The 19,826-nt window shown below is 37.3% G+C and carries 15 protein-coding genes; 7 read left to right on the forward strand and 8 right to left on the reverse strand.

Translation table 11 applies throughout. The features are described 5' to 3' along the window. Positions 1–10: 10 nt before the first annotated feature. Both ACQ76T_RS10395 and ACQ76T_RS10400 read right to left on the reverse strand, forming a co-directional pair. Positions 11–589 carry a Crp/Fnr family transcriptional regulator gene (locus ACQ76T_RS10395; RefSeq protein ID WP_431343224.1) on the reverse strand — a complete coding sequence of 193 codons (579 nt, stop codon included), beginning with the start codon at positions 587–589 and terminating at the stop codon, positions 11–13. Positions 590–1,236: 647 nt separating this feature from the next. Then, positions 1,237–2,271, reverse strand: coding sequence for a LamG-like jellyroll fold domain-containing protein (locus tag ACQ76T_RS10400; protein ID WP_431343225.1), 1,035 nt, complete (start codon positions 2,269–2,271; stop codon positions 1,237–1,239). A 133-nt stretch (positions 2,272–2,404) separates the two neighbouring features. Here ACQ76T_RS10400 and ACQ76T_RS10405 point away from each other — a divergent pair, with 133 nt between their 5' ends. Both ACQ76T_RS10405 and ACQ76T_RS10410 read left to right on the forward strand, forming a co-directional pair. Beyond that, entirely contained in the window at positions 2,405–4,393 is a 1,989-nt protein-coding gene (locus ACQ76T_RS10405) for an ATP-binding protein (RefSeq protein WP_431343226.1), read from the forward strand. A 4-nt stretch (positions 4,394–4,397) separates the two neighbouring features. After that, the gene (locus ACQ76T_RS10410) at positions 4,398–5,018 is read left to right on the forward strand and encodes a response regulator (protein ID WP_431343227.1); all 621 of its coding nucleotides are present in this window, start codon (positions 4,398–4,400) and stop codon (positions 5,016–5,018) included. Positions 5,019–5,195: 177 nt separating this feature from the next. Here ACQ76T_RS10410 and ACQ76T_RS10415 read toward each other — a convergent pair whose 3' ends face one another. The 4 genes from ACQ76T_RS10415 to tkt all read right to left on the reverse strand — a co-directional run bounded on the left by ACQ76T_RS10415 (position 5,196) and on the right by tkt (position 10,738). After that, positions 5,196–6,056, reverse strand: coding sequence for a YXWGXW repeat-containing protein (locus ACQ76T_RS10415; protein WP_431343228.1), 861 nt, complete (start codon positions 6,054–6,056; stop codon positions 5,196–5,198). 553 nt (positions 6,057–6,609) lie between these two features. Next, entirely contained in the window at positions 6,610–8,124 is a 1,515-nt protein-coding gene (gene zwf / locus ACQ76T_RS10420) for a glucose-6-phosphate dehydrogenase (protein WP_431343229.1), read from the reverse strand. A 74-nt stretch (positions 8,125–8,198) separates the two neighbouring features. Beyond that, complete coding sequence (locus ACQ76T_RS10425) at positions 8,199–8,660, reverse strand: RpiB/LacA/LacB family sugar-phosphate isomerase (RefSeq protein ID WP_431343230.1); 462 nt, start codon at positions 8,658–8,660, stop codon at positions 8,199–8,201. Between the two features lie 68 nt (positions 8,661–8,728). Beyond that, the gene (gene tkt, locus ACQ76T_RS10430; RefSeq protein ID WP_431343231.1) at positions 8,729–10,738 is read right to left on the reverse strand and encodes a transketolase; all 2,010 of its coding nucleotides are present in this window, start codon (positions 10,736–10,738) and stop codon (positions 8,729–8,731) included. Positions 10,739–11,187: 449 nt separating this feature from the next. Here tkt and ACQ76T_RS10435 point away from each other — a divergent pair, with 449 nt between their 5' ends. The 5 genes from ACQ76T_RS10435 (at position 11,188) to ACQ76T_RS10455 (ending at position 17,473) form a co-directional block, all read left to right on the forward strand. After that, on the forward strand, positions 11,188–11,541 hold the full coding sequence (locus tag ACQ76T_RS10435) for a hypothetical protein (protein WP_431343232.1): 354 nt from the start codon (positions 11,188–11,190) through the stop codon (positions 11,539–11,541). A 131-nt stretch (positions 11,542–11,672) separates the two neighbouring features. Then, a complete protein-coding gene (locus ACQ76T_RS10440; RefSeq protein WP_431343233.1) occupies positions 11,673–13,988 on the forward strand; it encodes a TonB-dependent siderophore receptor in 2,316 nt (771 codons plus the stop codon). A 3-nt stretch (positions 13,989–13,991) separates the two neighbouring features. Next, positions 13,992–15,437 (forward strand): ABC transporter permease, encoded by a 1,446-nt coding sequence (locus ACQ76T_RS10445; RefSeq protein WP_431343234.1) that lies wholly within the window; start codon positions 13,992–13,994, stop codon positions 15,435–15,437. Further along, entirely contained in the window at positions 15,438–16,784 is a 1,347-nt protein-coding gene (locus ACQ76T_RS10450; RefSeq protein WP_431343235.1) for a DUF3526 domain-containing protein, read from the forward strand. Then, positions 16,778–17,473 (forward strand): ABC transporter ATP-binding protein, encoded by a 696-nt coding sequence (locus ACQ76T_RS10455; RefSeq protein ID WP_431343236.1) that lies wholly within the window; start codon positions 16,778–16,780, stop codon positions 17,471–17,473. Before ACQ76T_RS10450 ends, ACQ76T_RS10455 begins: the two co-directional genes overlap by 7 nt. Positions 17,474–17,562: 89 nt before the next feature. On the opposite strand, the gene ACQ76T_RS10460 is transcribed toward ACQ76T_RS10455, so the two are convergent. After that, the gene (locus ACQ76T_RS10460; RefSeq protein ID WP_431343237.1) at positions 17,563–18,081 is read right to left on the reverse strand and encodes a DUF2911 domain-containing protein; all 519 of its coding nucleotides are present in this window, start codon (positions 18,079–18,081) and stop codon (positions 17,563–17,565) included. 35 nt (positions 18,082–18,116) lie between these two features. Further along, positions 18,117–19,808, reverse strand: a complete 1,692-nt coding sequence (locus ACQ76T_RS10465) for a sodium:solute symporter (protein WP_431343238.1) — start codon at positions 19,806–19,808, stop codon at positions 18,117–18,119. Positions 19,809–19,826: the final 18 nt, after the last annotated feature.

The following is a 19,826-nucleotide window of genomic DNA, read 5'->3' on the forward strand; positions in this document are numbered from 1 at the left end:
AGGGAACGTCTTATTTCCTGACCATATTCCTACGCAGTCTGGTAAGGGTTTCGGGAGTAATGCCAATATATGAAGCAATCATATGCTGCGGAATACGATTGACAATATGAGGATATTTTTCAAGGAAATTCTGATATTTTTCTTCCGCTGTAAAACTGATATTAGCCAAAATTCTTCCTTGTGAAACAATAAAGCTTTTCTGAATAATCTGATTGACCATTTGGTTCAGTTGAGGAATTTCGTTGCAAAGTTTTTCAAAATCTGATTTTTCTATTAAAATCAATTCTGTAGGTTCAACAGCATCGATATTAAGACGAGATGGGGTTCCATTAATTAGGCTTTCACGATCACCGGTCCAATAATTTTCGGGAGCGAAGTTGATGATGTGCTCTGTTCCATTTTCAGCGATAGAAAAAGTTTTCACCAAGCCTCTACAAATAAAAGCGTTGTAGTTCCAAACATCTCCTTCCTGACAAAGAAACTGTTTCTTGCGGAGCTTTTTTGGTTTGCAAACAGATTCTATTAAATGTACTTCCGAATCGGAAAGTTCTATTTTGTCGGTAAGGTATTTTAGAAAGATTTCGAACATGTATTAACGGTTATAGAACAAATGTAATCAAAATACAGATTTTATGATATTATAATAGCATGTTTGACTTGATATTTCTCTTTTCCCTGCAACGTTAAAAGACAATCGGAATAAACTAAAGTCAAATTGCCACTACTTCAATGAATTTAAATATTTAAAATAAAACAGTAAAAAAACTGACCCTACAAGAAATTGAATACGGGATATAATATAGCACATACTTATTTAATTGGGTTTGAATGAAACCAATCATCGATAAAAGAGGTTGAGGATCCACTGGTCTTAGTTACAAAAAGCAAATAGCGCCCATTAAAGATAGTTGGCGCCATTTTTTAAAGATAATTTTAATACGTTTCTAGTTCCTGAAATACCAAAGTATAGATTATCTTAGTCTTATGTCTGTTCAAACTTAACCACAAAAGTTTTTTATTTTCTTAACACTTTAGTGTTTTAATTTGTTGTGGCTTTTAACGGAGTTGAATCTTCAATTTACGGTTTAATAAAAACACATAAAAGAATGATAATTTCTAAGGCTGGATTCCTACGGAATTACAAACAGCATGTTGAGAGCATCCGTACACTTCGTCATTCCGAAGGAATCTAAACATTCTATAATGTTCAACTAGCTTACTCTAGTTTTAAATTTTCTATTTTTTTATGATTTTTACAGTCTCAAGACCTTGTTCAGTTTTTACTCTCACCCAATAAGTGGCTGGAGTAAGAGATGACACATTAATTTCTGCTTTAACGCTGTTTATTTTTTGTGCAATAACAGTTTGTCCTAAAAAATTAATCACTTCAACATTTAAAATGGGTTGTTGAGAGGTCAGGAATACCTTATTTGTAGCGGGATTAGGAAATAATTTAAAATTTGTTGTTTTTTCTACTGAGGATACATTTAAATAAGTGGTACAAGTATTTCCGGTACTGATAACACTATTGCCAACCCAGTTAGAAGTATTTCCATTTAAAGCAAAACCATTAAGAGCTCCATGATAATTATTTCCGCTGCTGTCCAGCAAGGTTGTTACGGAAGCATTATTCCCATTAGCGATACCCTGATTAAATTTATAATACGCAATTAATCCTGCTACCGGACCTGGAAGCTCACAGTTCATCGTGCTTGTTATTTCCCCGGGAGACAATGCTCTGTTCCAGATTCTTACCTCATCCATCATTCCTTTAAATACATTGTCTGCACTATTAAAGGCACCTAATCTAACCATGCTTCCCATCTCAACCGGATCAATATCATTACTACTATCTACTAATGTACCATCTTTGTATAACTTCAGTGTGGCGGTAGCCGCATCATAAGTTACAGCTACGTGATGCCAGGTATTAACAGGAAAGGGAACACTGTCCTCTACAGCATACCAATCTCCGTTATGCCCCGCAGCAAGTTTACCGGAACTATTGGGTACCCAGAAAGCGTGCAATCCATCAGAATCACCACCAGAGATGATATTATTCTGACTGCTTAAACTTTTCACATAGATCCATGCTTCTTTGGTGTAAGATACAGGCAAAATGTTTCCACAGCTTACATCATCGTTTATGCCGTCAAAATCTAATGCCGTGCCTTGCTGAGAAAATCCAATTTGGAAAATCATTAAAAAAGATGCCATCCAAATTTTTTGAAAATTGAGTTTGATGGGCATTAAAAGTATTTTACTTTTCATAATAATAATTTTTATTAATTACCTCACAAAATTGTAGTATTCTTCCCGAGATTCATACAAGGGTAAACCCCTGAATTGAAGATTGCACAATTTTCAATATTAGAAATTGATACATTTGTAAAAAAATATAGGTATGCCTACGATTAAGAAAATTATATTCTTATTCATTACTTTTTTCATATTATCTTGTAGAGAAAGCAAGGAAAATTTTTATTTTGAAAAAGTAGCTCCACCCAAAGAAGAGCCTACAAAAGTTTGGTTAAGAAAAAATGAAAATTATAACACAAATAAAGAACGTTATCTGAAAGTTTTTCTGGACTATTATCAGAGTAAAGTTGGTAAAGGTGATTATTCGGACGCTTCCAAAATTCTAGATTTAGTGACTACAAAATTTGTCTATTTCTATGATTTTGATCCTCGTCTCACCAACATTGTCAATGAGTTTAATGAAAAATACAGAAGTGAATTACCGCCCATCAAAACAATTTATATTGACAGTTATTATGGCAATTTAGAATTTGACAGAGACCATCTCAACAAGGCTAAAGATTATTTTTTAAAAATTACCGCGTTAGAACCTGATGATTATAAGAGCTGTTATAAAATAGCCCGTGCTTATTACGACTTATCATATACCTATTTTGTGTTAGGAGATTTGAAAAACAGCATAGAAGCGAATGAAAAATCAAGAAACTACTCCATAAGAATCAGAGATCAGGAAAGTATAGCTTCTGTAGAGTCGAATTATGTCAATATTTATAAAGCAAATGGTTCTTTTCAGAAAGCTATTGAAAGTGCGGATGAAGTAATAAAGATCTCTAAAGAAACCGGGAATACCTATGATTATTTTATGGGTAAATATAACAAATGTTCGGTTTACGGTTTTTTTAATAAGCATCCGCTGAAAAATAAATACATCCACGAAACTTACAAAGAATATATAGCCAGCCAATATGATAATGATGTACTTCTGCTTGGTATTTCTGATTATGAAATAGAAGCTTTAATTGAAGAAAATAAACTGAACGACGCCCAGATCGTTTTAGACAGAATAAAACCTGTTGCAGAAAAAAACACCTCTCAGAATTGGCAAAAGGATTACCAGGCGACATTAGCTTTATATGAAATCGCCAAAGATGTAAAAACATGTAACACAAAATATATAGAAAATTCACTGCCCAATTTGCTTGAACATAAAAACTACGAACGAGCCAACTTATTTTATAGTGTTTTATTAGAAAAAGCAATTCAAAGCAAAGATCTGAACAAGGTTGTCCTTTATAATAATGAAGTTTACCGTACAAAGGACAGTTTATCAAGTGCAAAAAGCAAGCTGATCAATTTAGAACTCGCAGCAAAATATGAAACTAAAGAGAAAGAGCAGGAAATTCAGCTCCAACAGGAAACTATTATCAATAAAAATGCCGTTATTATGGCTTTAATACTCGTTTTTATTGCATTGTTACTGGCAATTATCATTTATTATTTAAAACAAAAACAAAAGAAATTGTCTTTAGAAAAAGAACGTTCATTACAGTTTACTAAAAACCTTCTGGATAAAACCGAGGAAGAGCGGAAAAGAATTGCTTCTGATCTCCATGATAGCGTGAGCCATGAACTATTGTCGCTTAAGCATTCGTTTGAGGTAAGCCAACTTCAATTAAACGAAAAAGTGGATAACATCATCAATGATATCAGAGCCATCAGCAGAAATTTACATCCCGTTCTTTTTGAAAAAATAGGACTCGAAGCCAGTTTGGAGCAGTTCATAGAACGTATCCAAAATACACACCTCTTTATGATCTCATCCGAAATCAATTATCAGGATGGTCTCCCGACTGAAAAGGAATTACAGATTTATAGAATTGTACAGGAAGCGGTTTCAAATATTATAAAATATGCAGATGCTATCGCAGCAAAAGTAATGTTAACTGAAAACAAAGACACCGTTATTTTAGAAATTATGGATAACGGAAAAGGATTTAATGTAAAGGAAACTTTGGAAAAAAAAGATGCTTTTGGGTTACACAATATGATAGAAAGAAGCAAAGCAATTGGTGGGCAAGCTTATATTACATCAACTGATAAAGGCACAAAAATAGTGGTGCAAATAAAAAAATAATACAATGAAAATTCTCGTTGCAGACGATCATCCTTTAACCCTGAACGGAACTGTTTCTTACCTTACCAATCTGGGATATAACGTCGTAAGTGCCTGCTCTAACGGAACAGCAGCACTTAATTACATTCAGATTTATTTGCCGGATGTAGCCGTCTTAGATTTAAATATGCCAGGTTTGGACGGATTGGAAGTGGCCAAAAAAGTAATGGAAAATAAATGGCGAACTAAAATTATCATCCTTACCATGCACAATGAAATCGGCGTTCTGAACAAAGCAAAAGAATTTGAAGTAGATGGTTATATTTTAAAAGAAAAAGCTTGTCCTGATTTGGAAAAATGTATGAAGGAAATTGCTTTAGGAAAGAAATATTATTCCGGAGCTTTACTCCAAAATTACACGATAGAACCTACAGATGACCTCGGCAAACTCAACCTCCTAACCCTTTCTGAAAGAAAAATAATAGAATTAATAGCCGCTCAAAAAACAAGTAAGCAAATCGCAGAGCTTCTTTTTCTGTCCGAGAAAACAGTAGAAGGACACCGTACCAGAATTATAGAAAAATTGGGGATTCCAAAAGAAAAAAATGCGTTACTGATTTGGGCCATACAGAATTACAAAAAATGAAAGATATCTGGATATTCAGAGGGGTGAACTACATTATGAAATGTCTGATAAAGCGACTATTACAAGGTTGACAAAACTTTGATACATCATGAAAAGAATAAAGTGCTTCAAAATAAAAAACCGTCTCATACCCATCATGAAACGGTTTTTTTATTACCTATAATATCGGGAATTTATTTATCTTCTGCCTCTTCCACCACCTCCTCTGTGCATTCCTCCCATTCCCATTTCTCTTCCTCCTCTGTCAAATCCCTGTCCTCCCGGAAAGTTCATGCTGTGGATCATTGGACCGGAATTATGATGAAACTGTCCCATATTATTTCTCATATTCATTTCATGGTCCATTTGTTCTTTGCTTGCGGAAACACGGTTATCATGCATACCGTCCATTTCATCTTTATTCGGATGGTACATCACGCCTTTTCCTCCATTAAAGCTCATACGATTGTTATTAACAATATTCACTTTATTGATGTAGGTATTGTGAATATTGTTATTCACTCTCCACACTGAAGTGTTGTACATAAAGTGCCCATGATCCCATCTTCCGCCATAGAAACCGCTTCCAAAATATCCGAAACCATAGTTGATTCCTCCATAATACCCTACTCTGTGTCCCCAATATCCAGGGTGCCATCCGTAGAAGCTATCGTAGAATCCCCAGTATCCAGGGGTCCACAACAGGCCAACAGAAGGTGGCAAAATCCAGACTCCCGGAACCCAGTAGTATCCGCTTACATCCCAGGCCCAATACCCGGGATTCCACAAATAACCATCTCCCGGACACGGAGGTTGTACATAATCCGGTAATGCAGGTGGGGCAACCTGAGTTTTTACAGTAACCGTCGTTTGGTCATCAATATACCCTGTATTCTGTGCAGAAAAAGAAGTTGTTGCAAAGAGCGCAATAATGGAAAGCATTATTAATTTTTTCAGAGCCATGTACCATTTTGCAGCAAGCAATTGAGTACCGTCTGAGGTCATATCATCCTTCATTAGGAATACGTCTTCATGATAGGAAATTGTGTTTGTTTTCATAAAAAAGAGATTTAAGGTTTGATTTAAATTATTATATCATACCTCATAGAGGTTATAGTTATCAAAAAATTATAATTGAAAAACTATAATGTATGGGGATTACTCTTAATTATTCGGATAAAGAATGTAAATGTTTAATAAAATTAGGGGGCTATATACAATTTTACATTACTGTCATTCTGACGAAGGAAGAATCTCATAATATAGCTTAGATTCTTCATTTCACTTCGTTACATTCAGAATGACAGAGTCATCATAATAAGATAACCGCATTAGTGCAAAATTGTGTGTAATTACCTAAAATTATTATTTATTTTCTATTGAATAACATCCTTTTTCTAATCATTTATATCCAAACTACAGACCAATCTCAATAATTAAGCATCAATAAAATTAAAATTATATTAAATATTGATTACCAAACCAATACAATATTATTGAGTGAATCTGGCCTGCAGCAAAAACAAATGGTGTAAGCTCAAAAATTTTCAGATCATTTCAGCCGGTAATGGGAAATAATTAGATTTAGAAAACTTAACATTTTTGGTCATTATTATTTTTTTTGAGGTAAATTGATCCAGTGAAAACCGTCTTTGGCGATCAGCGCATCTGCATTTTCCGGGCCCCACGAATTGGCGGGATAATTCGGGAAGCTAGTCATTTTATTGTTTTCCCAATGATCAAGAATCGGCATGACGACTTTCCATGCTTCCTCCACCTGATCAGCCCGCATAAATAAGGTCTGATCTCCCGAAATAACATCTAATAATAGTGTTTCATAAGCCTCCGGTGACTCGGTCTTTATTTTTTCAGAATAATCAAATACCATATCCACTGTATTCAGCATCATTTCAAGACCCGGTGTTTTACTTTCAAGCTGAAATTTAATCGACATATCCGGTTGGATACTAATAATGAGTCTATTCTGTTTTGGAATAGCGTGTTCTTCATTATTGAACATATTATGTGGCACTTCCCGAAATTGTATCACGATATAAGAAGCTGTTTTAGAAAGCCTTTTACCGGTTCGCAAATAAAAGGGAACACCCTGCCAGCGCCAGTTATCAATATTGAATTTTATGGCAGCATAGGTTTCAGTATTTGAATCCTCCTGTACATCAGATTCTTCAGGGTAACCGGGAACTTCTTTACCTTCAACCCAGCCGGAGGCATACTGTCCTCTGACAGCAACAGTATCAATCTTACCAGGAACAATTTTCCTAATGGCCTTCAAAACATCAACCTTCCGGTCGCGCACAAGATCAGCATCAAAGTTAATAGGAGGCTCCATGGCGACAATACATAAAAGTTGCAGTAAATGATTTTGGATCATATCCCGTAAGATACCTGCATGATCAAAATAACTTCCCCTGTTTTCTACACCAATCTGTTCGGTCACCGAGATCTGAATATGTTCTATATGCGTACGGTTCCATAATGGTTCCATAATGGTATTGGCAAAGCGAAAAGCCATCACATTCTGAACGACTTCTTTTCCCAGGTAATGATCTATCCTGTAGATTTGCTTTTCATCAAAAATGGTCAGTAAGTTTGCGTTCAACGCTTTTGCAGATTCCAGATCTCTCCCGAATGGTTTCTCAATGATGATGCGCGTGGTTTTCTGATCATTCTCCAATTTGCTTTTAGAAATATTCTCTGCAATGGTACAGAACAAATCCGGTGAAACAGCACAATAATACAATATTGAAGGGCTCTGCTTCCACTCCTCCTTCAGCTTGCTTATTCTCAAATAGAATTCATTATAAGAAGCTACATCATTGATATCAGCTGCCTGATAAAAAATATTTGAGGAAAATTCTGCCCAATTCTCTTTTTTCGCCTTACCTGTTCTGGAAAATTTATTGATTCCATACAACAGGGAATCCCGATACTTCTGATCACTCAATTCTGTTCTTGAAGTTCCTATGATGGCAAATTTTTCAGGCAATCTGTTTTCAAGAAAGAGGTTATACAATGCCGGGATGATTTTCCGTTGAGTTAAATCGCCGTTTCCTCCGAAAATAATTAAGACTGTAGGGTTTATTTTTATATCTGATGTTTTTGACATTTTTATTTACTTTTTTAATTTAGCTTAAAAGAAACAGGTTATTTTAAAATGCTAACATTTGAAAGCACTTACTATCACGCACGGTCTTCCAGATTCCGAATTTTTTCCAGGCGCCGCAGATGTCTTTCAGCACCAATGAATTTTGCATTAAGAAAAGCTAAAACCAATTCTTCAGCTATTGCATACCCTGTTACACGTCCGCCGAGACAGATTAAATTCATATCATCATCCTCAACGCCCTGATGTGCAGAGAAATAATCTGCAATTAACGCTGCCCGGATACCGGGAATTTTATTGGCAGCAACACAGGCTCCCACCCCACTGCCACAAATTGCAATACCCCGGAAAACTTCTTTTGAAGCCACGGCTTTTGCAAGTGGAATTACAAAATCCGGAAAATCATCTGCATTATTAAGTTCCATTGCACCATAATCCACCGGTTCGAATTGATTTTCAGTCAAGAAAGATTTTATCTTTTCCTTAAGTTCAAAACCACCGTGATCTGCACAGATTCCAATTTTTATTAATGTTGACATTCCAATTTTTTATTTAATTCTAAAATATTTTTGTAATGGTCAGAATACATATTTAGCTCGTAAAAAGGTTATCTGCTTTTTGAAAATAAAACAACAGCTCTTTCTACTATATTTTCGATGCTAAATCCGTATTCTTTCATGATTTCCTCTCCCGGTGCAGATTCTCCAAATTTGTCGATTCCAATCACATCACCATCGTCAGTTGTATACTTCATCCATCCCATTGGCGAGCCCGCTTCAACGGCCAGTCGTTTACGGATGTTTTTGGGAAAAACCTTTTCCTTATAGGCATCAGCCTGCTGATCAAATATATTCCAGGAAGGCATGCTTACCACACGGGCATCAATCTTATTTTTCTTCAATTCCTCCTGTGCCTTCAAAATCAAATGGACTTCGGATCCACTGGCAATCAGGATAATATCAGGTTCTCCTTCCGAATCTGAAAGAATATAAGCCCCTTTCTCCAGGTTTTTTGCATTCGTATATTTTTTTTGATTAATAATCGGAATTTCCTGTCTGGTCAGTGCAATGGCAACAGGTCCGCTTTTGTGTTCAATAGCAACCCGCCATGCATGTACGGTTTCGTTGGCATCTGCCGGACGAATAACTGTCATATTCGGAACAGTGCGTAATCCGATCAGTTGTTCTATAGGCTGATGTGTTGTCCCATCTTCTCCGAGTCCGATACTATCGTGGGTAAAGACCATGATCTGACGTATTTTCATAATCGCTGCAAGCCGAAGTGGCGGACGCATATAATCTGAAAATATTAAAAATGTTGCGCCATATGGAATTAAATAATTGCTTAGAGCCATTCCGTTAAGGACAGCCCCCATAGAATGCTCGCGGATTCCAAAATGGAAATTGCGGCCATCTCGGTTGGCTGTGGAAAATGATTGATAAGCTTCCAGAACTGTATTTGTAGAGGGCGATAAATCTGCTGACCCGCCTATTAACTGAGGTAAATATTCTGCGATCGCATTCAGTGTTTTACCTGAAGCTTTACGGGTTGCCATATCTTCACCTTGTTCAAACACCGGTAGCTTTTCTTCCCAGCCCTCAGGCAATTTTCCGGAAGAGATCAACTCATATTCTTCAGCAAGATCAGGATATTTTTTCTTGTAATTTTTAAATAAGTCATTCCATTCATCCTCATTTTTGGCGGATTTCCTGCCTGCCTCACGATAAAAATCTAACACATCATGAGGCACAACGAAGCTTTTTTCAGGATCAAATCCGAAGTTTTCTTTTACCAACTGAACTTCATCTTTCCCCAATGGAGAACCATGTGCTGACGCAGAATCCTGCTTGTTGGGACTTCCATAACCGATATGGCTGCGAACTTTAATTAAAGAGGGACGCCCTGTTTCTTCCTGCGCATTTTTAATGGCATGGGATAATGCTTCCAGATCATTAATATCCTGTACATCTTGTACGTGCCATCCGTATGCTTCAAATCTTCTGGCAACGTCTTCATTAAAAGCCAGATCAGTATTCCCTTCAATGGTAATATGGTTGCTGTCGTAGAAATAAATCATATTTCCTAACCCCAGATGTCCGGCAAGCGAGGCTGCTTCAGCAGATACTCCTTCCATGATATCACCATCACTGCATATGGCATAAATTTTATAATCAAAAATAGTAAAATCCGGTTGGTTGTAACGTTTTGCCATATATTGCTGAGCAATCGCCATTCCGACTCCGTTCGCAAACCCCTGTCCTAAAGGGCCGGTCGTTACTTCAATTCCCGGAGTGAGTCCATACTCAGGATGACCTGCTGTAATACTGTGCAGCTGTCTGAAATTTTCAATGTCACTTAATGTAACGTTATACCCTGTTAAATATAAATAGCTGTATTGAAGCATACACGCATGGCCACAAGAAAGAACAAACCGGTCTCGATTGGCCCATTCTGTATTTTGTGGATTATAATGCATGACCTCAGACCAAAGTAAATGCCCGAGTGGTGCTAAAGCCATTGGCGTTCCCGGATGTCCTGAATTTGCTTTCTGTACTGCGTCTGCGGATAGAACTCTTACTGTATCAATACTTTTTTGAATTAAATTTTTATTTTCCATTGCTACATTTTTGATTAATTATTTTCAGTTTCCAAATTCAATGTTCTCTTTTTTTACATCAAAACTGTGACCATTTAAAAATAACCCGACATTCAATACTTCAAAAAAATCTAAACAAGATGGTGACAGGAAAAGCCTGTGAGCAATTTCTTGAATGATATAATTAAAAAATGACAGGGCCGGAAAGAGTATGGTTTATTCCCAGATCGGGAAAAATTTGGTGAGCCAAGCATGTGATTAATGGTAAAACTATTGCAAGGCAGGACAGGCAATATAACAGGAGAGTATCATAATAGTTTTTTAATACAATATAAAATTTAAAACAATAAACTCTTGTAGATATAAAAATAATCCTTCAAAATAAAGCAGTTTCTAACGAATATATCTGTAACATTTTTATTCATGACTCAGTTTTTATCAAATTAAATTGTATTTTTGCCATTCTAATTATGCAAAAATTCCTAAGAGTTTTTTTCATTTTATCTTTATTTCTGATATTTGTTTCTAGTGTCAGTGGTGTAACCACATGTCTTGATCATGCGAAACATTCAAAGACTAAAGTGGTCTATAAAAAAGGTTCCAAAGAAGAGAAAATCCCTACTTTTTCCCAGGATGACGAATGTCAGTGTGCGCTTCATATGCACATGAATAATGTTCTTCTTCCTGAACCCTTGAACATGGATTTTTCCATCAATATTACGAATGACAACGAAATGCCTCAACCAAAAGCGATTTCCTACCGTTGTCTTCTCGATTTCTTCAGCTCCAGAGCACCCCCTGCAACATCTTTGGTGGTAGCTTAATCCGGCTGCCTTATTTTTCTCTAAACAGATTCAATAATCTGTAGAATTTTTTACGTGGATACCTGTGTCTTCACACCATTAAAGGTATCCTTTTATTAATGGGCGTTTTCACTGCCCGTATATCCCTATTCATGATTACCAGTAATTTTAATTATTTGGGAATAATTCATTGTATTTCCCCAAATTCTGCAAAACTTTTAAGTTTAAGTTTCGTTACCGCATCATCTTTTCTGCATGCTCAGTCTCATTCTGAAGATTCCTTATCTACAGTGGTACAAACCGTTGAAATCATCGGAAGAAAGTCTAAAGATTATACATCAGACTACTCTTTTGCTGCCACTAAGATTGCTATGAAAAACAAAGATCTGCCTTTAACTCTTAATACAGTGACCAAGGAACTGATTACCGACCGCCAGGCTTTTCAGCTTGGAGATGTTATGAAAAGCGTGAACGGAGTCTCTCCTTCCAGTTATTACAACCAATACAACATCCGGGGAATCAGCCAGAATGAAGAAGGACAGATTATCAATGGAATGCGGACAAGACAGTATTATTTTCTACAACCTATGACCTCCAATATCGAACGTGTAGAAATTTTCAAAGGTCCGGCAAGCATTACCATGTCCAGTGTAGATCCCGGAGGAACCATTAATATGGTTACCAAAAAACCGTTGCCTGTTTCCCGTCACGAGATCACCTCATCGGGAGGTAGTTTTGATACTTACCGTGTCACCACAGATCTTACAGGACCTTTAAATAAAAGCAGAACCTTGTTGTACCGTTTTAACGGTGCTTACCAAAATGCCCGGTCGTTCAGGGATCATGTCAAAAACAGTGGTATTTTACTCTCTCCTTCCATCACCTTTGTTCCCAATGAAAAAACGTCGGTGAATGTGGAAATGATTTTCAATGATCTTTATGGAAACCTGGACAGAGGACAGCCTATTTTCGGCGCCGTTGCAGGAAAAACAGATCTGAACAGCACTCCAAGAACATTGAATCTGGGAGCACCTGATGATTTCTTTAAAACCAGAGAACTCATTATCATGGGAAGTGCCGCTCACCACTTTAACGAAGCCATCAGTTTTAATGCCTCCTATATGAAGCAATACTGGAGAGAAAATCTGCAGGAACACCGGACAACCAATTCCTTTGCTCCTGATATGGATAATAAACCGGTTTCCAGCCTTGCGATGATGCAGTTTGTACAAAGAAAACAAAATTGGGCCGTAGACAATATTAATGCTTATTTTAATTTTAAATTCAAAACAGGAGCTGTTCTGCATCAGGCTTTAATAGGCTATGACAGCCAGATCTGGGAAAAACGAAAAGGCGGGCAACAGAATGCCGCAAGAGGTTTTCTTTTAAAAAACGGTTCTGTAGCTCCTTCTTATAAACCTGCTAACGCTGCTGATTATCAAACGCTCAGTTATAATGGAACGCTCATTCCTAAGCCCAACGTCACTCCATTTGATCTGAATCCTGGCGCAGAGAATTATCAGGGTAATGATTATAACACATTGAATGTCATTACTCCTCTGCCTTCCGCTCTTACAACGACACATGCTGCTTATATTCAATATTTTTTCACATGGAAAAAGTTCAAGGTTCTATCGGGAATACGGCAGGAATGGTTTCAGGACATCACCAATTTCAAAGAATCGAATGAGTCTTCATTCCGGAATAATAAACTCCTGTACAGATTTGGAATTACCTATAGTCTTACAGAAAACATCAATATTTACGGAACTTATCTTACCGGTTTCCAGCCACAATCCAATACAGTAACTTTAATGCCCAATACTTCCAACCTTACAGGCACAGCGTCTGCAGCGCGATTTAAACCATTGACTTCAGACCTTAAAGAACTTGGAATGAAAGCACAGCTTTTCGGAAAAATCTCATTGAATATTGCAGTATATGAGATTAATCAGAGAAATATTTTAATCAATGCCAATAATCCTTCAGAACCTGACGAACTTGTACAGAGAGGTGCCGACCGGAGTCGCGGATTTGAAACTGAAATTTCAGGACATCTCCTTCCTCAATGGCATATTTACGGAGGGTACAGCTATATTGATGCTAAAATACTTGATGATACTCATCCTGATCTTGTAGGAAAAAGGAAAGAAAATACTTCTAAAAATTCTTTCAATATCTGGACGCGCTATAACTTTTCAACCATAGAACTGATAAAAGATTTTGGAATTGGAGCGGGAATGCTATACCAGAGTTCAAAAGTACCATGGTTTACAAGAAGCTTTGAGCTACCATCCTATACCACCATAGACGCTGCCTTGTACTATACTCCTGCAAAATCTGTCCAGTTGGCTTTTAACCTGAATAATATTACCAATAAAGTCTACTGGATTGGTGCTCAGAATTACCTGAGATTATTTCCAGGCACACCAAGAAACTATTTACTAACCGCTACTTATAAATTTTAAATTATGGCTATTTCAAACTTACAACTGATTGTGCGAAAGACCTGGCAGGACCTCTTTAAAGGGAAACAAAACCTGCTCATCACAATCGCTGTACTCCTCTTCTGCATGCTGAGCATCAGTATAGGATTTACAAAATATACCGATTCTTTTTCAAAAATAAAGGAATATCGGAAAGAAGTCAGGGAACACTGGGAGCACAGACCTGATAAGCATCCGCACCGTATGGCTCATTATGGTTATCTGGTTTTCAGAATCGGGCATCCATTGAATATTTTTGACAACGGATTAGACGATTATCTTGGAAATGTTATATTCCTGGAAGCGCATAAACAGAATACAGCCAATCTTTCAGAAGCTGGTAGTTCAGGCACGTTGGTAAGATTCGGGGCCTTTAGCAGTGCTTTTATTCTGCAGAGTATTGTTCCCCTGGTTATTCTTTTTCTGGGGTTTGGATTACTTGTCCAGGAACGTGAAAACGCCACCTTAAAAATCATCAGTGTACAGGGCGCTTCAGGAAGAGATATTGTCTGGGGAAAAGTTTTGGGGCTCTGGCTTTTCTCTTTATGTTTCCTGATTCCTGTAATTCCTCTTGTTTTCGTGGCTGCATGGATGTCAAAAACTACAGATTCTGTTGATATACTGATCCGTTTATCACTTCTCCTGCCTGCTTATATGATGTATTACTTTTTCATCAGCGCCTTAACGGTTATCGTTTCTGCGAACAGTAAAAGTACATCTTCAGCCCTCATTAGTCTTATCGGGTTCTGGCTTCTTTTCATTATTATTTTACCTAAAGGAATTCAGTTTGCAGCTCAGAATTTATATCCGGCTCCATCCCGTATTGCTTTTGAAACTCATCTCGAAAAGGATATTCTAAAATCGGGAGACAGCCACAATCCTGAAGATCCTCATTTTAAAAAAATTAAAGACTCTCTACTGGCTCATTATAAAGTGACCACTACCAATGAACTTCCTTTCAATTATGGTGGATTTGTCATGAAGGAAGGGGAAAAAATAAGTTCCCGAATCTATATAAGACATCAAAAAGAACTGCAGACCATTTACCAACAACAGCAAAATCTCACTGATATTTCGGGGTTAATCAACCCTGCTATCGCTATTAAAAATTTTTCTATGATAGCGACGGGCACTGATTTTTTCTCTTATACTCAATTTCAAAAGCAGGCGGAAGAATACCGTTATCAGATGGCTCAGCATTTAAATGATCTGCAGATTAAGCATATCAGCAATATAAAACCGGAAAAAGGAGGACCACCTGCCATAATTGATAAAGATAACTGGAAGAAATTCCCGGACTTTAATTATCAGTATACTACTGTTTGGGACAGCTTGAAAGAACAATCTATTCCCGCTGTTGCTTTACTTCTTTGGTTTGCAATATGTATAACCGTCATTGAAATAAGTGGAAGAAAATTAAAATTAATCTAGATGAATCGTTATTTATACACCCAATTTTACCGTAACAAAGCTTATATCATTGCGCTGCTATTCTTATTCATGGCCGGGATGATGGCTATTTATACAGGAAAGAAATTTCTGGACCGGAATGAAGATATCATTTCCAAAAGCGGTACGTTCCAGAAAGAAAGCATAGAAAGGAACACGAAGTTTCATAAAGATGATCTGGGACTGGTACTTTATTATATTACATTTAATCTGGCCAATGAAACTCCCAGACTGGCTGCCTTAAATATCGGAATGCGGGATTTAAATCCTTCTATCCAGGGAGTCACCATCCGAAATCTTGAAGAACAGCGTTATAATTCTGATTTTTATAATCCTGCCAATGCTGCTGCCGGAAATTTTGATTTCAGTTTTGTCATTGTATTTCTTTTTCCTTTGGTAATTGTCGCCTTTTGTTATAATCTGATTTCTGAAGAAGAAGAAAGAGGAACCTGGAAGCTGCTATCGGTTCAAAGTGGTAATTTACAAAAGCTTTTAGATAATAAAATGCTCATACGACTGTGTGCTGTAACTGCTGTGTATCTGGCTCTGATGATCATCGCTCTGGTTTGGATAAAAATACCTTTAGACCTTTATTACATTGCGTTTGGAATCAGTGGATGGCTTTATATCCTGTTTTGGTTTGCTCTGTGCAGATGGATTATTTCTTTCCGGAAATCGTCAGCTCAGAATGCGTTGATCCTTCTTATGGTATGGGTAAGCATCAATTTTATCATTCCGATGAGCAGCAATATTCTCATCCAGAAGATCTATCCTGTTCATGAATCCCTTAAAGCTGTTATGGAACAAAGAGAGGGCTATCACAACAAATGGGATGAAGCCAAACGCCCGACTATGGAAAAGTTCTATAAAGTATACCCTCAATACAGGAATTTTACGGTAGAAGAAAATGACACTTTTACCTGGACCTGGTATTATGCCATGCAGCATATGGGAGATCTGGAGTCTGCAAAATCTTCACAACTGTACACAGAAAAAATGCAGAAGCGAAATCAGGCGGCAACTTATTTAGGCTATCTCCTTCCGAATCTCCATACTCAGCTCGTAGAGAGTCATCTTGCAAAAACTGATATGAGTAATCAGTTGCAGTATGCATCTTCACTCAAGAAATTTCACGAGAAGAAGCGCTTGTTCTTCTACCCGTTTATTTTTTCAGGAAAAAATGCCGAATCTATAGACTGGGCACAGCAAACCATAGAGGTATTCAGCTGGTCTGAAGATCTGAAGTGGCTTCAGCTGGTTCTGCCCTACCTCATCTTTATTGCTTTATTCATGATCCTTTCACAAAACAAATACAGACAACTATGTTAAAAACCATCAACCTACATAAAAAATACAACGATTTTACAGCACTTCAGTCTCTTAATCTTGAAGTAAAAAAAGGAGAAATATTTGCTCTTCTCGGACAAAACGGAGCCGGAAAAAGTACAACGATCAATATTCTTCTCGGGCTCATTAAAGCAACCTCTGGAGATGCTTTCATTAATGATATTTCAGTAAAAGATGAGCCTCAGAAAATTAAAAAACATCTCGCCTATATCCCTGAAACGGTTCTTTTATATCCTCATCTTACGGGAATAGAGAACCTTGACTTTTTCTCCAAAATTGCAGGATTTAACTATCAGAGAGAAGAATTATCTGCATTACTTCAACGTACCGGATTGCAGGAAACAGCCTATCATAAAGCATTGGGAGGTTATTCTAAAGGAATGCGTCAGAAAGTGGGAATTGCCATTGCCCTCGCCAAAGATGCAAAGGTATTGCTTCTGGATGAGCCCACCAGCGGACTGGACCCCATCGCTACAGCAGAATTTACCGAAATCGTACGTCAGCTGGGTAAAGAAGGCCGAACTGTTTTGATGGCTACCCATGATATCTTCAATGCGGTAAGTGTTGCCACGAATATTGGTATTATGAAACAGGGAGAGCTTGTACAAAATCTTCCTTCCAAAGCATTTACAGCACAGGAATTACAGGAGCTGTACCTGAAAACAATCTGATTGTGCTTCCACACATTCAGTGATATAAAACAATTTGAAAAATAGGCTATCTCTTTTGAAATAGCCTATTTTAATTTCTTACACTTAGATTATTTTATCTCTACAGGAACTGAGATTTTATCCCAATCCATGGTGAATCCATTGCTGTTTACTTTATACACTAAAGCCTCCTGTGTTGCTGGTAAAGCTTTTGTTTTTACATCAACACGTAAAGCATCTTTTGATTCTTCGTATTTGTAAGCTCCCCATTGTTTAGGCTCTTTGTTAAAGATTGCAGTCCATGTTCCGCTTTCTTTAGGGATCAAGAAAAAGCTGTATTTACCTTTAGCCAGTTTTTTTCCCTGCACGGTAATATCTTTATCCGTTTCGAAAGTAGTTGCTTCATTAGCTCCTGCACGCCAAACTTTATTATACGCTTCTAAACCACCCCAGATTGTACGTCCTTTTACAGAAGGACTGCTATAAGCAATGGTAATGTTTGCATCTTTTACTTTTCCTGTAGCTGTAGCTGGCGGACTGGCAGGTTTTTTAGTATCCTGTGCAAAAGCATTTACTGAAATTGTCATTGCAGCCAAAACCATGGTAGCGGATTTAATCATTGTTTTCATACGATTTTTATTTGTTTGTTTTTGTTTTTGTCTGTTTACGAATTTACGGCTTTCGACTTATAAAACAGCAATCCTATTGCCGAAAATATAATGACTGCCGCAGCCCCGATTACATTGAGCCAAAGAAACGAAACGATGTCGAACTGATACACGGCAATCACGGCAATTTCCGATAAAATGGCAGCAATAAATACATTGGGACCGTTAACTTTTTTATAGTAAAATGCGACCAGGAAAATCCCCAATATCGGGCCGTAGAAAAGAGAACCCAATACATTCACCGCTTCAATAAGGGAACCCATCTGCGTGGCAAACATGGCGACAGCAATTGAGAAAATCCCCCATGCTAAAGTATGCAGGCGACTGTATTTCAATTCGGTTGCATCATCAGGAATATCTTTTCTGAATATCAAATGAACATCTTTTAATGAGCAGGCAGCAAGGGAATTCAGTGCTGCTGAAATGGAACCCCAGCTAGCCAGGAAAATTACGGCAAACAGTAAACCGATCATCCCGACAGGCAAAGTATTTTTTACGAAATACAGGAAAATATAGTTCGTATCCGTTTTCTCCGCATTATAGTTTGATTTATTGATTGCTTCCTCTACCCTGCCGTGAAGTGCTTTCACCTGAGTCTGAGTGTTTCTAAAATCCTGAATCGTTTTTGTGAGTTGGGGAGAGTGAGTTTCTTTTAACTTTAGAATTTCTTTCGATTCTGTATTAAATTTTACTTGTAAATCCTGATGTTCTTTTTCAAAAACCGCAGTCTGTTCAGGTTGTGCTTCTTTTAAATTCTGATAAGATCGCTCGTTAAAATAAATAGGAGCCGGTTTAAGAGAAAAGAAAGCGAAAAGCAAAGCACCAATCAAAAGAATCGCAAATTGCATCGGAATTTTCACCAATCCGTTCAACAGCAAACCCATTTTTGCATTGGTATTGTCTTTGGCAGTAATATATCTCCCGACCTGGCTCTGATCTGTACCGAAGTAAGATAATGCCAGAAAAAAACCGCCAATCAATCCGCTCCAGATATTGTATTTATCTTTCCAATCGAATTCTGTGGTGATGACATTCAACTTTCCGGATTTCCCAGCCAGATAAAGTGCATCATTAAAACCAATTCCATTCGGCATATTTTCAATAAGTAAATAACCTGCAAAAGCCATGGTCCCCAGAATAATGAGAAACTGCAATTTTTGAGTATGAGCAATCGCTTTTGCTCCACCAACATAGGTATAAATCAACAGAATACCCCCTGTTAAAACATTGGTTAAATAAATATTCCAGTTTAAAACGCTTGATAAGATGATACTTGGAGCATAAATACTGATTCCCGTGGACAAACCTCTGGAAAAAAGAAAAAGCAGTGAAGTAAGTACCCTTGTTTTTTTATCAAAACGGTTTTCTAAATATTCATAAGCGGTATAAACATTTAAGCGCTGAAAAATCGGGATGAAAGTAATACAGATCACAATCATCGCCAATGGCAAACCGAAGTAATACTGAACGAAACGCATCCCATCTGTATACGCCTGTCCCGGCGCTGAAAGAAAGGTAATGGCACTTGCCTGCGTAGCCATAATCCCAATCAGTACAATGTACCAGGGCATTTTATTATCTGCTTTCAGGTAAGATTCGTTGCTTTTTTGCCCACGACCGATGAATACACCATAAACCACCACTGCAACCAGCGTCAAAATAAGAACTGTCCAATCTATCGTACTCATGCCCAGAATTTAGTAAAC

It is taken from the genome of Chryseobacterium sp. JK1, from assembly GCF_050632815.1.
GTDB lineage: Bacteria > Bacteroidota > Bacteroidia > Flavobacteriales > Weeksellaceae > Chryseobacterium.